Source organism: Bartonella sp. AP280QHHD, assembly GCF_042196125.1.
Classification (GTDB): Bacteria; Pseudomonadota; Alphaproteobacteria; order Rhizobiales; family Rhizobiaceae; genus Bartonella.
In genome coordinates this window covers 74,238-90,222 of sequence record NZ_JBHIPQ010000015.1, presented here as the reverse complement: position 1 = coordinate 90,222, position 15,985 = coordinate 74,238, and the positions used below count along the sequence as shown (strand labels likewise).

Here is a 15,985-nt window from a genome sequence, read left to right as displayed (position 1 = left end):
AAGAGGCAATCTCTGTGTGATAGCAAATAAGCTCTCTGTCACACGGGGTCTTTTCAAAGAGTGAGAGGGGAATACATGAAGGAGCAAAATTGGGCATCAGAGCAAGAAACGCATAAAGGAGCGCATTCTTTTTCGCTCCAGCACGTATTGCTTTCAGCAAAGGATTATAAAATTATCTTTGCTATTGCGGTTCTCATTATCATGTGGAAAATGGTTCTAGAAATACCAGGTGTATTGAATTGGCAGCTGACAGGGTGGCAATATGTTGTGCATGCCGTTCTCTTTAAAACAACGGACATCATAACGGTTTGTGTTATTATTTTTATTCCGGTTATGTTACGGCTTCGCACCAAAGTGACGGGTGAGTTGCGAAAAAATATTCAGAAACTAGAAGAAGCAATCTCTGTAGGAGAGCACATAAGCTCTCTGTCGCACGGGCTTTGTAAAGACTGAGAGGGGAAAAATGAACAGTGATCCTATAGCCGTATTTCTATTAGATCCCGGATTCTGGGTGATGATTGTTATTTGCATGATCATTATCATGCTTGTTTTAGCTCTTTATACCTCTGTCTTTAAACGGATGAAAATGAATTTCCAAGTGAAAGGCGAGCTGGAAAGAGTGCTTAAAGAAAATGATCTTGCAACGCAGCAGTTTTGGAAAGATGAAGCTGTGGTGCAGGAGAGGCGTTTGCAACTAAAGGAAAAAGAGTTCTCTGCCGATTATGATGATGATGATGAAATTCTCACGATAGAAAGTGCAACAGGGCTTTTAAAAAGCTTGGGATGGTCGGTGGAAATCGAGGGAAAGGGAGATTATTTGGCAACCCTCTTTTTACCAGATCGCGAAGTGCAGTTTCTTTATAACGAGAAACGAGTGGAAGAGTTTTCGCCTTTTGATCGCGGACTTTTAATTATGAGCGGTATTTTTGCGGCGGCTTGTCAGACGATTAATCCTCATAATTCTGGGGTTGTGCCAACGGTATTTATGAATTTTGTACCCAATGGATTGGAAATTTTTGAAGAAAAAGTGAGCGTCCAGCTTTTAAAGAAAGCACTCGATAAAACTTTAAAATGGACAATGGAAGATGATTCTTTGCATGAAATGTTTCGCTCTCAATATGGTATTTCCCCTTGGGAAAAAGACTCTTTATCTTGGGCACCGGATGATGACATAGAGCTCGCACCTTATGCTTTGCTGCATCTTGCTGCTCTTGCCTTACTGGGCGATGTTGAGACTTTAGCTTCTTATGACGAAAGTTTTACGGCAGGGGAGAAGCTTGGCTTTGATGAAACCATTGAAAAAGTTCATTTGGAACGCGCGATGGTGATTGCTCAAGAAGTGAAAAGGGAAGGAAAGTTCAGTTACGATCTACTGGAACGGGTTGCTGAGAAGTGGTCCATAGCCATGGACTATCAGCTTTTCAGAGTGAGATCCCCTAATACGTGTAATCAAAAACGCGCTTTGCATAAAAAATTAGTCGAGGAGAAAAAACAAGAATTAAGGGAACAAGGGTTTGAAGGGGTGAGTGATGAACAGTTCGTGTTTGAAGCAGAGGGGGTAAAACATGCTCCTGATATTACTTATATTAAAGATGGTAAAATCGCATTTATGGATATAAAAATTGATTAGTGTTGTACTCTCCTGTTGAAGAAAAGCACTCTTATTTAAAAGATGTGAAAGCGCTATGATTGAGACGCTTTCACATCTTTCTTACCAGAGCAAAATAAAGGGTTCGAAAAATCAAGAATAATAGCCAAGATTAAAAAAATAGACTGAAAATGGCTTGATCCTCAAGAATAGGGGAAAAAATCAATTATAAATTCTACTCTCTTCTTTAAGATGGTTTTGTTGTTTTGTTAGAAAATTCTCATAAATCATTGCTTATTCAAGCGGTATGAGGGGAAGCTCCATTGACTAAAGGCGCTATGGGGAAGCTCTATTGACTAAAGCGCTATGGGGGAAGCTCTATTGACTAAAGTGCTATGGGAGGGAAGCTAGGGGGTAGAGCCTTTGTCATTTGAGGTGAGAGGAAGGCAAAAAATGGCATTTTTGAGCAGTGTTAAGCTCTTTTGCCTTTGAGGTATTTTTTGTCTTTTTAAGAAGTCCTTGCCAATGAAGCAGCGCTTGTTAAGCTTCAACAGTGTTTCAGTATGGTGATATTGATATAAAAAGTTATGGTGTTTTTGTGTTTTTCAGTCTGCTTCATGGAGATCTGTAAGCCAATCCGATGACAGAGGAGATGCATGGTCATTTTCTTGAAAACAGAAGAATTTTTGGGAAGAACAAGAAGATTGCGGACCCTTATTAACGAAAGCGCTATGGGAGCGAAGCTAGGGAGTTAGAGCCTTTGTCATTTGAGATGTGAGACAAGTAAAAATGGCATTTTTGAAGGCGATGATATTTGGCCAATAAAAATAAAAACACAATAAAAACTAAACTAAAACAAAGGAAAAATTAAACTAAAAAAGGCCCCATTTTATAAAGGGCCTTTTTATTTAAATTTTACAATATATACAAAATGTATATAACCTTACTTTAAGAACTTTTTGTATCTTATATTCTAGTAGCAACAAGTTGTACGAAATATATAATAAGTGATCCTAAAAAACCAGCTATTGCATTCAATAAATTTTCTGCTTTATCGTATATATCGTTGATTGATGCTTGTTCTGATGCGCTTCTATTACTGACTCTCAGTATATTCAATGTATCCGATGTGTCCCTTACTTGTTTAACAAACTGTAAATTTGTTTTCTCAATAGTATAAGGAGCAACAATAGGAGAGGGTTGTTTATTGACTATACGATCAGATTTTTGAATCGCGAGAGCTAAACCACTTGTAATAGCCCCAGCTATGAAAAAATATCTGATATTCATAGTTTTTCTCCTATATTTATTTCGATAAATAAATATCGATACGTATCATATATAAATTCGATTTAAATAACTATAGTAAAAATACAACAATCACAAAAAAGAATAAACTTTGTCTATATTTTGACAAAATTTACTCTTAATTGCCTTAATGAATTCTTTCAGATTCGATTTTATGAAGGCGTAAAAAAGTTTGAAAGCTCTGTAGGCAAGTGGAATCCCATAAGGTGGGTGATACAATAGTTGCTAGCAAACTTCTTTTTGTGCCTTTGACCAAGGATTCATAAAAATGAGGGTTCATAAAAATGAGATGCGATGAAAATTGAGTAAAACCCTTGAAGGGAAGGATTCACTCTATTGAAGGCGGAGTGCATCTTTTCCATGGATTGGATACTGCCTTTATGAGGGTTTGGCAGTTTCCGTTGAGGGGAAGGATGCACTCTTTTTGAGGGCTAGGGTGCATCCTCATAGATTGGATACTGCCTTATGAGGGTTTGGCAGTTTCCGTTGAGGGGAAGGATGCACTCTTTTGAGGGCTAGGGTGCATCCTCTTATGGATTGGATACTGCCTTATGAGGGTTTGGCAGTTTCCGTTGAGGGGAAGGATGCACTCTTTTTGAGGGCTAGAGTGCATCTCCTCTTATGGATTGGATACTGCCTTTATGAGGGTTTGGCGGTATCCGTTGAGGGGAAGGATGCACTCTTTTGAGGGCTAGAGTGCATCCTCTTATGGATTGGATACTGCCTTATGAGGGTTTGGCAGTTTCCGTTGAGGGGAAGGATGCACTCTTTTGAGGGCTAGAGTGCATCCTCTTATGGATTGGATACTGCCTTATGAGGGTTTGGCAGTTTCCGTTGAGGGGAAGGATGCACTCTTTTTAAGGCGCGGAGTGCATCCTCTTATGGATTGGATACTGCCTTATGAGGGTTTGGCAGTTTCCGTTGAGGGGAAGGATGCACTCTTTTTGAGGGCTGGAGTGCATCCTTTCCATGGATTGAATGCACTCTTTGGAGGCTAAAGTGCATCCATAGGGAAAGGCATATTCCATAAGAAACAGAGATAACAAAAAGATTTGTTTTTATATTTTTATTGATAGGTTGCTGTATTTGCGAGGGCTATTCATTCTTTATTCTCAATATTTAAGATGATTATGTGATAAGGGTTGTTCGTCAATACAATCGTAAAAGACGCTGATGTATTTTTATAAAAATTGAGATATTTTTGTGCCTTTTTCTTGTTTTTTTTGTGTTTACACAAGATATGCACGGCTTTTCAACAGTTTGTTTTTTTAGCTTTGCTAAGGGCGATGGCGTTGGCTAAACACTTCAATTGTTTTAACTGCTTCAATACCGCCTTAAAAAACAGTGCTTTATAATATGACAAAATAAGTTGTATAACTTTTGATTCTTAAGCGATGCTAGAAAAAGGGGAATGTTAGGAGAGATGTTGTCTATATTCTCAGTTTATCTCTTAAGGTAGGAAGATTAACATACTTTCCGGATCTATTTTTATTCGGTTTGACGGTTAAAGAGCAATATCTGAATGGAATCACACTTGTCTCATGTTTTTATCTTCACGCTTTAGATTTTTTCTCATAGGGATTTTGTTTTTAATGGGGGATTTTGTTTTTAATGGGGGATTTTGTTTTTAATGGGGGATTTTGTTTTTTAATGGGAGTTTACGCGACTCACATAAAACAGAATATTCTAAATAGAATATATTTGTGTTGCACATTTACCTACTTGTTTAAAAACATTATGTGATCTTATTATCACAATTATATTGGTGATTGGGGATATTGGTAAATCTGATAATGGAGAAATCTCTTGTGAAGTGGATAAGCCTTTCTTTAAATTCTCATAAGGAAAAGCCAGCACATTATCATACTATTCGCGCCTCATATGATGACAGCCTTTGGCTCTTGAGCGTGTTCATAAGAGGCATTTTGATTCTTTATCTTTGAAATCTTTGAAGTGCTTTATTTCATATGTCTCTTATGTTTGTAATGTGGAAAAGACAAGGTGTTGATTGATGCAACATGAAATAAATTTAAAATGAGAGAATCCCTATGATATCTGCGTCTCTTAATTTTATATGGATAACGGGATATGATGATTATAAATCAATATGTTGTCGTGATACATCAACCTGTTGGGGGGCGATAAAGAAAGTTATCCAATAGTTAAGTCATTCTGTTATGCCGTAAAACACGGTCATTTGAGGTTTGGTGATATGAAGCAAGCTTCCTTGGATATGTTTTAAGTGTTTTTTTAAGGGCGTGGTGAATTTTTGAGACAGAGCAAGTTTCTGTTGCGCCTTGAGTTTAGCGGAAAAACCTGAATAGAAGCCAAGAGGGAATGGCAAACCAAGAGGGAAGTGTATCCAAGCTGTTTGTAAATCAGATTGAGTTAAGAATCTTTGTTCTTTAAGAATGGAACGCAAGTCAATTTGACAAAAGAATGATCTATTTTGCGGGTAAACCTTATGGAGGAATTATCACAAAGCTCATAAGGAAGTGATTTAAGACAATACAGTTATAAAAAGTACAGTTATAAAAAAAAGTCCTCCGTCGCAATCAGAGGACCAAAAAGCAGGAGAATTTTAACATTGACTCGCAGGACGTGTCAAAAAAGAATAAATTTAAAAGGCCGTACTAAATACAAAAAAATCATACTTAAAGAACCTACCATATTATAGTTAGCAGAGAATTGAAAAAATAGCAATATAAAAAATACTTTTTACAAAAAATTTTGTCATTTTGCATTAAAACTTAATACTTTTTTCAATTGAATATTTGTTTTAAGACTCGATATTAATTAAACTATATTTAAAAATATTATGATACATGCAAGCATCTTGAGAATATTCTTCAATCAAAAACGAATTAAGAGCCCCTCATGATTATAGGACTGATATGGGGGAAGGCTTTTTGTTTTTAAGAGTGTGGGGTGTATCTTAAGTATGTGTGAGGGGGGTGAAGTATTGTCCTTTTGGGTGTGGGCAAGGTAATGAAAATAGGGGCGAGAGCTGCTGGATGCTTGAGCCCGTGTGGGGGAGGTTTCTTTAGAGGGGGCGGGGCAACATGGGAGGCCGCTTAAAATGGCGAGGGAGATTATTCAAAATGTTTATGGTTTGCATATCCCCAATGAAATGCGAGCAAGTCTAAACAATCTCGTAAATGATCGGCAAGGGAGTTTTGTTTGCGTTTTGAAGAACTTAATTCTTTGATCGCTTGTCCATAGCCGATAACGCGTTCAAGCAGTGAATAGCCAAGAATACCCAGTTGAACTTTAATGGTTTTTAATTGATTGGAGGCTTCTATTTGACGTTCAATGGGCTGTGTGTACCCTTGGCTACAGGAAACCTTTTCACGGGTGTAGTCAAGGCTCATGTGGAGATCGGCTTGGCTTTGACGCCAGTAAAAATAAAAACGTTCTGCCGCTTTATATTGGGCTTTGCTGAGATGTCCTTTCGCATATAAAAGGGCAATGGGATGGCTTTGTGCATTGGCAATGGCATTGATAGTGCGCGGGTTGCTGGAACTTTCTCGATGATTGGGTTTAAAATAAGGATTACGCGTTTCTACAGGGATTTCTTGCGTCTTTAAATGACCAATGTGCTTTTCTTGATTTTGATGATCAAGCGGGCAGGTTTGCGTATTTTTTTTCTGCTTATGGGTCATAGCATCTCCTTAAAAATTTTAATTTTGCTTCTCGTTTTTTAAAAAATGTTGCTTGATCTAGGCAAAAGAGGGGGGTGAGAGGAAGACATGTGTTGGAGTGTGCCGTGGGGGTATGCGCTCTTGGGGGTGACTTGGACTGTTGCGCTTGTGTGTGGGAGCCCCATGGATTTGGCTCTTGAAAAGAGGGGTGTTTTGTCGCATGGTGGATTTTCCTTGAATGACTTGATGAGGGAGGTGAGTGATGGCGCGCGGGCTTTTGTCTTTGAAGGGATTGGTGTTTAGCTGTATTGTAGCTTATGTCTCTGTGGCTGTTTATGTGGAAATGAAGGCGTTGGGGATGACGTGGGGCGTATTTTTACGAGCTGTGGCGTTTTATGGCATTCCCAGTATTTTCCTTATGTTGGGTTATGAAGTAATGCAGCGGCGTGGTGTAACGAAGGGTTTGTTCCTCAAGATGGTGTTGTTGAGCTTCATTTTGGCTGCTGTCTCTGATTTTGTTTATAAGCAAGCTGAGCATTTTGGTTTGGCTCAGGTGTGGTTTTCAAACAAGTGGGTGTTTTATGTCCTTTTGGGCTTTGTCCTTGCTCTTATTTATAGAGGGGCAAGGCGTCTTGGGTTTAGGCTTTCATTCTTTGAAAAGGATTGATCTTTTGCTGCATTTTTGGCATGGTCTCTGATTTTTATTGATGAAGGAGCGGGGCGTATGGTGGTTGCGCGGGACATGTTTTTGAAGGGGCTGGCGTTTTTCTGCGTTATTGGCTTGGTTCTTGGTTTTGCTTATGAAGATGCGGGGCGACCGGCTATTACGTGGGAGGTGTTTTGGCAGGGGATGGAGCTTTCTTGCATTGCTGGCGCTGTCCTTTGTTTTATTGTTGTGGGAGCAAATAGTAGAACTGTATCGTGGGGCGTGTTTTTCAAGGCTGTGGTGTTTTGCGCCATTGCTGTAGTGGTTCTTGGCTTTGCTTATAAGGGAGTGAAGCGTTTTGATATATCATGGGAATTTTTAGTGATAGGAGCGGTGTTTGTTGCATTGCTGGACCTGTCCTTGGTTTTGCTTATGAGGGTTCGAGGTAAATGGATATCGCGTGGGGTGTGGTGCTTCAAGTGGGTGGTGTTTTCTTGTATTATTGGCACTGTCGTTGGGTTGGCGCATGTGGGAGTAAAGCATATGGGCTGGAGCACGCTTTGGTTCTTGAACGATGGGGGGTTCTTGAACGATGGGGTGTTTGTGAGCAGTGTTGGATTCGTTCCTTTGTTTGTTTTGGAGGGGGTACGGTGTGTGCGTGTACTGTTGGGGTGGTGCTTAAAAAAAATGAGCATTTTTCTTCCCCACGGGCGTGATCTTTGATGTTCTTTCTGTGAGGGGTATTTGATGTCGAACGATGTGATGTTTTTGCAGTGGTTGGGGTTTTTCTGCCCTTTGGCTCTCGCCTTTGTTTCTATTTATGTGGGAATAAGGTTTTTCGGGTTTACAAGGAAGGACTTTTTTAAGGGTGGGGTGCTTGCATTCTTTGTTGGCGTGACCTCTAAGTTTGTTTATGCGAAAGCTGAGCATTTTGGTTTGGCTCAGGTGTGGTTTTCAAACAAGTGGGTTTTTTACATTCTTTTTGGCGTTGTCTTTGGTCTTATCCTTGGGCTTATTTGTCTAGGGGCAAAGCGTCTTGGGTTTAGGCTTTCATTCTTTGTAAAGGATTGATCTTTTGCTGCATTTTGGGCATGGTCTTTGGTTTTGCTTAATAAAGGTGCGGGGCGTATGGTGGTTGCATGGGACATGTTTTTTAAGGGGCTGGTGTTTGGTGGCGTTGTTGGAGCTGTTGTTGGGTTGGCACATGTGGGAGTAAAGCATATGGGCTGGAGCACGCATTGGTTCTTGAACAATGGGGTGTTTCTGGGCACTATTGGACTTGTTCCTTTTTTTGTTTTGGAGGGGGTACGCTGTATGCGTGTACTGTTGGGGTGGTGCTTAAAAAAATGAGCATTTTTCTTTCCCACGGGCGTGATCTTTGATGTTCTTTCTGTGAGGGGTATTTGATGTCGAACAATGTGATGTTTTGGCTGTTGCCTTGGTTTTTCTACTTTTTTGCTGTTGCCTTGATTTTTATTTATAAGATTGCCAAGCGTCGCTCTGTTACAGGTTGGATGTTTTGGAGATGGGTGGTGCTTTATGGCGTTGTTGGCCACCTACCTTGGTTTTATTTATGTGGGCGTGGGCAGGCGCGCTGTTGACGGGGAGCTGCTCTTGAAGGGGGCGGTGTTTTCTTGCATTTTTGCAACTGTCCTTGGTTTGGTGCATCTGGGCGTCAAGAGTATGCCTGTGGCGGGGCAAGTGTTCTTAAAGGCGGTCATGTTTTGTTGCATGATGGGCTTTATCCTGTGGTTCGCTGCTGTGGGCGTCAGGGATATGGATAGCATAAGGGCGGTATTCTTAAAGGTTTTGCTCTTGTCTGTATTGTTGAAAGTGCTCTTGGGGTTCTTTATACGCGAGCAAAGTGATACTGTGTTACAGAGGTTGTTGCGTGCTTTGAATTTTGTGCTGTTTTTCTGCATTTTGGCACCAATCCTTTGTTTTACCCGTCTGGGAGCAGAGAATCTAGGGTTGAGCTGGCTTTGGTTCTCGGATGAGAGGGTGTTGCCCTTTATTGTTGGATTTTTTTCTCCTTTGATTTATCAGGGTGTAAGGCGTGCGCGTGTTCTATGGGCTTGGTTCTTAAAGTAGGGGGTGTTTTTTTGTCTCATGGGTGTGATCTTTAATGGGCTTTCTGTGAGGGGTATTTGATGTCGAACGATGTGATGTTTTGGCTGTTGTTGGTGTTTTCCTACCTTTTTATTATTGTCGTTATTGGTACTTATAAAGTTTCCAAGCGCTTCGATATTCCGTGGTGGCGGGCGGCGTTTTATTGTATTTTTGGTGTTTCCCTCTTTTGAAGGAAGTGCTGTTTTACGGCGTTTTAGGAGTCGTCCTTTTTTTAGCTCTTTGGGGGATGGAGAATATGGACATACCATGGGGACTCCTGTCCTTGATAGGGATCGTGTTTGCTGCACTGTTGGAGTGGTTTTTGATTTTGCATATGAGGGGGTGGCGAGATGGGGTGGTGACGCATTGTTTGTGGTTATTGAAGGGGGGGCGCCGTTGTTGGAGCGATCTTTTTTTGTTTGCGTTTGGGAGCAGAGAAACTAGGGTTGAGCGGGCTTTGGTTCGCGAAGGATTGGGTGTTTTTCGTCATTTGTGGATTGATCCTTCCTGTTGTTTCTATGGGAGCAAGACGTGCGCGTGTGAAAGCGGAGGCGTTTTATTGTATTTTTGGTGTTTTCCTCTTTTTGAAGGAAGTACTGTTTTACGGCGTTTTAGGAGTCGTCCTTTTTTTAGCTCTTGTGGGGATGGAGAATATGGACATACCATGGGGACTATTGTCCTTGATGGGGCTGGTGTTTGCTGCACTGTTGGAGTGGTTTTTGATTTTGCATATGAGGGGGTGGCGAGATGGGGTGGTGACGCGTTGTTTGTGGTTATTGAAGGGGGTGGTGTTTTGCGCTGTTGTTGGAGCGATCTTTTTTTGTTTACGTCTGGGAGCAGAGAAACTAGGGTTGAGCGGGCTTTGGTTCGCGAAGGATTGGGTGTTTTTCGTCATTTGTGGATTGATCCTTCCTGTTGTTTCTATGGGAGCAAGACGTGCGCGTGTGAAAGCGGAGGCGTTTTATTGTATTTTTGGTGTTTTCCTCTTTTTGAAGGAAGTACTGTTTTACGGCGTTTTAGGAGTCGTCCTTTTTTTAGCTCTTGTGGGGATGGAGAATATGGACATACCATGGGGACTATTGTCCTTGATGGGGCTGGTGTTTGCTGCACTGTTGGAGTGGTTTTTGATTTTGCATATGAGGGGGTGGCGAGATGGGGTGGTGACGCGTTGTTTGTGGTTATTGAAGGGGGTGGTGTTTTGCGCTGTTGTTGGAGCGATCTTTTTTTGTTTACGTCTGGGAGCAGAGAAACTAGGGTTGAGCGGGCTTTGGTTCGCGAAGGATTGGGTGTTTTTCGTCATTTGTGGATTGATCCTTCCTGTTGTTTCTATGGGAGCAGGGCGTGTGCGTGTGAAAGCGGAGGCGTTTTTAAAGAGAGTGGGGTTTATGGGGCATTACAGATAACGTCGAGGGAATGATTGTTCAAAAGAACAGCGATAGCGATAAGTTTGGGGATCAAACCAAAGCCCTATTTTGCCTTCAAAATCACCAGAACGTTGTTTGGCAATATTCATAATAACGCCGGGGCGTTTGGCTAAATCTGCTTTTTCTTGTGCGAGAGAGGCGGCAAAGATTTTGTCTTCTAACGGTCGATTGCGCCAAATGGTGATGATGTTAAAGGCATTGGCGCCAATCTCTGAGGCGCCTTTAATGTCTTCTGTGCTGGGGATATCTTTATCCAGACCGCCTTTGCGGGCATGGGCGACAAGGTGAATATGTACATTGTTTAAAACAGCCCAATCAACCATTTTATAAACGGCTTGTTCTTGTCTTGCATAATCATCAGAGGCAATGCCAAGCCGCATCAAACTGTCGATGATAAATTGATCGCAGCCATAGCGCGCACGGCAATAGTCAAAGACTTCAAGCAAGGTATCTACGCTCGATTTGCCAACATGCTCATAAAGAATAAGCCCATCGTCTAAAAAATGAAGAATCCGTTCAATCGTTTCTTTTGTAGGCTGTTCTAAGCCGCCCGTTTGTTTGGTTAAACGGCGAAGCGATTGTTCTCCTTTCATTTCTAGAGACGCTAAGCAAAGGCGACTCTTTTGTGCAATCCAATGGGGAATACAATCTGATAATAATTGGCTTTTACCTGCACCACTCGCACCGCTCCAGAGCGTTAATTCTGCTGGGCGGAAATGCAATTTGTCCTTCAGTTTAGGATAGGGAACCGTATAACCAAGATGTTTTTCAGGCTCTGGCCAAAAAAGCCCAATCACTTGATCTTTATAGTCTGAGGCGCGCCGTAAACCTTCTGGTGCAAAGCTTTGTGCTGAGGAAAAGGCGGCTTTTATGGTGGCTTTATCGATCCCTGCGGTTAAACAGTCATTGGCATCTTTGCGAGGTAAACGGACACGGTAGCAACGGTGGCGTCCAAGCCTGCTGGCAATCTCACGGGCTGCTTCTTCTCCGGGCGGATCCATATCGGTGGCTAAAAAAATCGTTTCAAAAGATTCTAAATGATCAAATTCATTTTCAATCCAGTTGTGTTTTCCTCCACTGCCTCCTCCAAAGGGAACAGAAACCGCCGGATATCCATAGGCGGCTAAGGATAGCGCATCAATTTCTCCTTCAGTGATAACAATGGTACGGTTTGTTGAAGAAAGAATGGGAAATGGCGCCTGTTGGGGGGGGTGTGTGGGTGCCTGTTGGTGTGTGTGTGTGGAGGTGGGGTTGGTTGAGGCGGTGTTTTGGGATGCCTTTGTGGAGGTGGGGTTGATTGAGGGTACCTGTTGGGATGTGTGTTGGAATACTTGCTGAGGTGTGTGCTGGGTTGCCTGTTGGGATGTGTGCGGGGATGCCTGCGTGGAGGCGTGGTTGGTTGAGGCGGTGTTTTGGGGTGCCTGTGTAGAGGCGGGGTTGGTTGAGGGTACCTGCTGGGGTGTGTGTTGGAATACTTGCTGAGGTGTGTGCTGGGTTGCCTGTTGGGATGTGTGCGTGGGCGCCTGCGTGGAGGGATGGTTAGTTGAGGGTACCTGCTGGGCGGTGTTTTGGGGTACCTGCTGAGGTGTGTGTTGGAATGCTTGCTGAGGTGCCTGTTGGAGCGCCTGCGTGGAGGGGTGGTTTGTGGGGTAAAGGGCTTGCCAACCAAATAAAATCGGTTCACATTGGGAGGCTGTTGGTTTTGTTTTTGCTCCCGTTTGTGCAAGCCGTTCTTTGACTAAAGCAAGGGTGCCGTCGGGTTTATAAAAGGGGAAAATGATTTTTTCGCCATTTTCTCCTATGCGGTAACGCTTTATAATCTCTAGAGGAATGCGGCGTTCTTCATGGAGATAGGTTTTTACAAGATTCTGCGGGCTCTGCCCTTTAGGAACCGGTGGACGGCGATAGGAACGATGAGGCGCCATAAAGGGTTTGGGGCGTGTCAGATTGAGAGTCGCGCGTGCTTCTTCTAAGGCTTGAGAGAGGCTAATGCCTTTGACTTCACACCAAAGGTCTAAAAGATCTCCTCCTGTGCTTTCTGCAAAATCATACCAAAGTCCTGCTTTACTACCACTTAAGCAAATCGATAAACTTTGACCAGCTTCACCACGTGTGTTGCCTACAATCCAATTGTTGCCTCGTTTGTGCCCTTGGGGAAGAAGCATTTCTGCTATTTTATCGGCTTGTGAGATAAGTTTTTGTTTGATTTCAAAAATTGTGCTCATGGTCATTCGTGATATTATTGTCGTTTTTCTCAAGATGTGGGAGGTGAGGATTCTGTTTTTGCTGTTCTCGTTGTTCGATCACATGGTGAAAGGTCTTATGCTATACGGTCCTTTTTTGCGCGGGACTTGCTCTATCCTGAAAGTTTTTGAAATGGCTGTGTTGGTATCTGTTTGCCAAGGGTTTAGGAAGGTGGAGCCCTTTGAGAGGGGCGCGTTGGAAGCAGGTAGGGTGGATGATGCAAGAAGGTGGGTGGATATATCTGTGAGGGTGTGGTGCATGTTGGAGTCCTGTTTTGGGATACCTTGTTGGGGCATGTGTTGGGATGCCTGTGTGGGAGGGGGAGTGCCAAAGAGTTTGCTTTTCATTGAAGGTTTTTGAAGCTGCTCTGTTGATGTCTGCTTGCCAAGAGCATGGGAAGTGGCGCCTTGAGAAAAAGGAGGAAAGCGGAAAGGAGGAAGGGGGTGAAAGAAGGGCGGGGTGGATATGTCTGTGAGGGTGTGGTGCATGTTGGAGTGTCCTGTTGGGGGGGTGGGGCATGAGTTGGGGTGCCTGTGTGGAGGGGTGTTTTGTTACCAAAGAGTTTGCTTTTCATTGAAGTTTTTTGAAGCTGCTCTGTTGATGTCTGTTTGCCAAGAGCATGGGAAGTGGCGCCTTGGGAAAAGGAGGAAGGTGGAAAGGAGGAAGGATGCAAGAAGGTGGGGCGGATGCCTGTGAGGGGGTGGTGCATGCTGGAGTCCTGGTGTATTGGGGTGCATGTTGGGGTGTGTATGTTGGGGTGCCTGTGGGGGTCTTTTGCGTGGGGAAAACGCTTTTGTGATGAGAGCAAAATGGTCGATGTTGACGCGTTTTGCTGTGTGAATCGCCTATCCAAATGTTGTTTTGCCGCCTTTTGTTTTGTCCGATGCTGTTGTGGTTTTGAAGCATTTTTGTCCCCGCGCTTGCTTGAAAAATACGTTGTTTGTGTGATGTCAAAAATTGTCGTTATAGTTGATCAAACTGCGGTAAAGCGTGTCATTGTTCTCAGAGGTAAAAGATGAGGAGCCTCCCTGTTTTTGCTGTTCTTGCCGTTCGATCTCACGGCGAAACCAGTTGCGCCATGTGGCTTGCCAGTCTACTTTGAGAGCTTCTTTGCCGCCCTTGGCTTGCCAATAGTCGCGAAACTTCTTTTCTTGCCAATGGGCTTGGCTTTCACTCAAACCTTCTGAAACTGCCGCCTTGATGTCTGCTTGCCAATGCTCAGGAAGACGATGCCCTTTGGCAACTGAGGTTGTGGTTTTTTTGTTGGTGCAAAGCGGGATGGAGGCAGGAAGATTGCTGGGGGGAAGAGTGGTGGCGGATTTTGTTTTTTCCCCCGTGACAATTTGCGCGATAGGGGCGGGAGTGAACTCGTCTTGGGGAGCTTTTAAAGGGGAGGCGTTTTTTTGCTCCGCTTCTGCTTGGGCAGGCAAAGGGAGAGGTGAATCAAGAGCCGATAAGGGTGATGGATGATCGCTTTGTTCAAAGTTCTCTTCGCAGGAAAAACAAGGTTCTGTCTCATCAAACAAAATTTTCTTTTCTAAAACACCGTAAGGTGTTTCCTTTTCTTCTGCCTTTTGAGCTTTTGAGTTTTGTGCAACATCTTTTGGACTTTCGTTAAGCAGTTGTTGCATCTCTGCATTGATTTTCTTGCGTTTTTTTGCCGAAGAACGACCCGCAAAGGATTTTTGTTCAAGCAATTTTTCACGCTCTTGAAAAACATTTTCGCAACGCTTGTTCCATAATCCATTGGCTAAATTTAAAATCTTACCCTCTTGGATGAGCATCTCTAAAACATTAACAAAAGTTCGCTTGTCACAACCACAAAGACGCGCTAAACGTTCTTTCGATATTTCTAAAGGTCGGCCACGGGCATACATTTCATTGAGAAGAATCGTATAGATTCCAATTTCGTGTGCGCGCATCCCACGTACACCTCCTAGAAAGTCATTTTGATACCAACAAACATATGGAAGCCTAGACGATTCATAATGAGGAGTTTCTTGTTGATTAGCGTGTTTCATACTGCAATCTACTTTCTTCTTTTTTATACATTTTTATTGATGATAAAAGCTCAAATAAGGATTTAACTTGTGTTGCTTTTGGCTCTGTTCGATGATGACTAGAGGCTTCTTTACGATGCTTATAAATGATTGGCTGTGCTTGAAGAGCATGCAAACTTACGATTTAAGATTGCGGTGATGGAAAAAATAAAGAATACCACACATTCTCAACGTACTTGCTTTTGGGCAGAAGCTTTGGAGGTGGTCTTTTATATCCGGTAGGGTGGTTAAAGTGTTTTTATGATCTAAAAATAAAAAAAATTTCCCCCGAAAAAGTAAAATTTGTTTCCTTAATTTTATCCTTTTTAGAGGATAATGCAAGCCCGTTTTATAAAAAGGACGTGTTTTTTTAAAAAGACGCGCTATATGGTGAAATTATGAATATCGATGGTTGGCGTCAAAGATTAAGAATCGCTTTGGAAAAAAGTGGGCGGTCAAAAAGATCTATCTCCCTCGCTGCCGGTAAAGGCGCGGGGTACCTTCATTCTATTCTTTCTGAAGGAAAAGAACCAACAATCGAATCTCTCTCGCGAATTTGTCACGAAATTAATATCAGTATGAATTATATTCTTTACGGGAAAGGGGCTAGCCCTGAAGATAAAGAATTTATAGAGCTTATTTCGAAACTCTCTCCGCAAGAGAGACAGGCGATTTTGACTCTTTTGCGGCGACCAATTGACGAAGCTTCAAAATAACTTCCTTCTGTGCTTTTGAGTCAAGGCGACTCCAGTGTTTTATTAATATTATGTCACTCATTTTATCTCTCCTGTGTGTTTATAATTGCAATTTTGTAAGAACAAATAGAGAACAACAAAGGGGCATGAGAGGAACAAAGAATAATAGATTTTTCTTTACATATGTCATTTGAACCCCGTAGATATTTAAAATATATCTTTTATGAAGGATAAAATGGTTGACATCTCTCCTATAGAGGATATAAGACTAACGCTATATTTAGTCTTGTC

Annotated in this window: 18 protein-coding genes and 1 pseudogene; 15 read left to right on the top strand and 4 right to left on the bottom strand. The window is 42.4% G+C overall.

From position 1 onward, the window contains the following. Positions 1–75 precede the first annotated feature (75 nt). Both ACFIMK_RS01420 and ACFIMK_RS01415 read left to right on the top strand, forming a co-directional pair. A complete protein-coding gene (locus ACFIMK_RS01420; protein ID WP_375658261.1) occupies positions 76–453 on the top strand; it encodes a hypothetical protein in 378 nt (125 codons plus the stop codon). Positions 454–463: 10 nt separating this feature from the next. Next, a complete protein-coding gene (locus ACFIMK_RS01415) occupies positions 464–1,630 on the top strand; it encodes a DUF6990 domain-containing protein (RefSeq protein WP_375682881.1) in 1,167 nt (388 codons plus the stop codon). 924 nt (positions 1,631–2,554) lie between these two features. Here the strand turns inward: ACFIMK_RS01415 and ACFIMK_RS01410 are convergent. Next, positions 2,555–2,878 (bottom strand): hypothetical protein, encoded by a 324-nt coding sequence (locus ACFIMK_RS01410; RefSeq protein ID WP_375613621.1) that lies wholly within the window; start codon positions 2,876–2,878, stop codon positions 2,555–2,557. A 550-nt stretch (positions 2,879–3,428) separates the two neighbouring features. Here ACFIMK_RS01410 and ACFIMK_RS01405 point away from each other — a divergent pair. Then, on the top strand, positions 3,429–3,584 hold the full coding sequence (locus ACFIMK_RS01405) for a hypothetical protein (RefSeq protein ID WP_375693509.1): 156 nt from the start codon (positions 3,429–3,431) through the stop codon (positions 3,582–3,584). Between the two features lie 82 nt (positions 3,585–3,666). After that, positions 3,667–3,894 (top strand): hypothetical protein, encoded by a 228-nt coding sequence (locus ACFIMK_RS01400; RefSeq protein WP_375693508.1) that lies wholly within the window; start codon positions 3,667–3,669, stop codon positions 3,892–3,894. Positions 3,895–5,988: 2,094 nt separating this feature from the next. Here ACFIMK_RS01400 and ACFIMK_RS01395 read toward each other — a convergent pair. After that, the gene (locus ACFIMK_RS01395) at positions 5,989–6,558 is read right to left on the bottom strand and encodes a hypothetical protein (protein WP_375682688.1); all 570 of its coding nucleotides are present in this window, start codon (positions 6,556–6,558) and stop codon (positions 5,989–5,991) included. 87 nt (positions 6,559–6,645) lie between these two features. Between ACFIMK_RS01395 and ACFIMK_RS01390 the strand changes: the two genes are divergently transcribed. Genes ACFIMK_RS01390 through ACFIMK_RS01345 form a run of 10 tightly spaced genes read left to right on the top strand, consistent with a single transcriptional unit; the run spans position 6,646 to position 10,695 of the window. Continuing rightward, the gene (locus tag ACFIMK_RS01390; protein ID WP_375651155.1) at positions 6,646–6,840 is read left to right on the top strand and encodes a hypothetical protein; all 195 of its coding nucleotides are present in this window, start codon (positions 6,646–6,648) and stop codon (positions 6,838–6,840) included. Further along, the gene (locus tag ACFIMK_RS01385; protein ID WP_375651153.1) at positions 6,800–7,204 is read left to right on the top strand and encodes a hypothetical protein; all 405 of its coding nucleotides are present in this window, start codon (positions 6,800–6,802) and stop codon (positions 7,202–7,204) included. Before ACFIMK_RS01390 ends, ACFIMK_RS01385 begins: the two co-directional genes overlap by 41 nt. A 15-nt stretch (positions 7,205–7,219) precedes the next feature. After that, complete coding sequence (locus tag ACFIMK_RS01380; protein ID WP_375693507.1) at positions 7,220–7,906, top strand: hypothetical protein; 687 nt, start codon at positions 7,220–7,222, stop codon at positions 7,904–7,906. A 24-nt stretch (positions 7,907–7,930) separates the two neighbouring features. Then, the gene (locus ACFIMK_RS01375; protein ID WP_375682966.1) at positions 7,931–8,254 is read left to right on the top strand and encodes a hypothetical protein; all 324 of its coding nucleotides are present in this window, start codon (positions 7,931–7,933) and stop codon (positions 8,252–8,254) included. Between the two features lie 27 nt (positions 8,255–8,281). Beyond that, a complete protein-coding gene (locus ACFIMK_RS01370; protein WP_375682965.1) occupies positions 8,282–8,533 on the top strand; it encodes a hypothetical protein in 252 nt (83 codons plus the stop codon). Between the two features lie 56 nt (positions 8,534–8,589). After that, entirely contained in the window at positions 8,590–8,784 is a 195-nt protein-coding gene (locus ACFIMK_RS01365; RefSeq protein WP_375682964.1) for a hypothetical protein, read from the top strand. Continuing rightward, a complete protein-coding gene (locus ACFIMK_RS01360) occupies positions 8,723–9,274 on the top strand; it encodes a hypothetical protein (RefSeq protein WP_375682963.1) in 552 nt (183 codons plus the stop codon). Before ACFIMK_RS01365 ends, ACFIMK_RS01360 begins: the two co-directional genes overlap by 62 nt. 59 nt (positions 9,275–9,333) lie before the next feature. After that, complete coding sequence (locus ACFIMK_RS01355) at positions 9,334–9,483, top strand: hypothetical protein (RefSeq protein WP_375654123.1); 150 nt, start codon at positions 9,334–9,336, stop codon at positions 9,481–9,483. After that, a complete protein-coding gene (locus tag ACFIMK_RS01350; protein ID WP_375682962.1) occupies positions 9,467–9,736 on the top strand; it encodes a hypothetical protein in 270 nt (89 codons plus the stop codon). The genes ACFIMK_RS01355 and ACFIMK_RS01350 overlap by 17 nt, the downstream gene beginning before the upstream one ends. Next, the gene (locus ACFIMK_RS01345; RefSeq protein WP_375693506.1) at positions 9,712–10,695 is read left to right on the top strand and encodes a hypothetical protein; all 984 of its coding nucleotides are present in this window, start codon (positions 9,712–9,714) and stop codon (positions 10,693–10,695) included. The genes ACFIMK_RS01350 and ACFIMK_RS01345 overlap by 25 nt, the downstream gene beginning before the upstream one ends. Here ACFIMK_RS01345 and ACFIMK_RS01340 read toward each other — a convergent pair. Both ACFIMK_RS01340 and ACFIMK_RS01335 read right to left on the bottom strand, forming a co-directional pair. Further along, a pseudogene (locus ACFIMK_RS01340) lies at positions 10,689–12,941 on the bottom strand (toprim domain-containing protein); the annotation flags it as partial. The gene ACFIMK_RS01345 and the pseudogene ACFIMK_RS01340 overlap by 7 nt on opposite strands. 969 nt (positions 12,942–13,910) lie before the next feature. Beyond that, complete coding sequence (locus ACFIMK_RS01335; RefSeq protein WP_375682082.1) at positions 13,911–14,981, bottom strand: YdaU family protein; 1,071 nt, start codon at positions 14,979–14,981, stop codon at positions 13,911–13,913. A 416-nt stretch (positions 14,982–15,397) separates the two neighbouring features. On the opposite strand from ACFIMK_RS01335, the gene ACFIMK_RS01330 reads away from it, so the two are divergent. Continuing rightward, on the top strand, positions 15,398–15,715 hold the full coding sequence (locus ACFIMK_RS01330) for an XRE family transcriptional regulator (protein ID WP_273790852.1): 318 nt from the start codon (positions 15,398–15,400) through the stop codon (positions 15,713–15,715). The last annotated feature ends 270 nt before the right edge of the window (positions 15,716–15,985 follow it).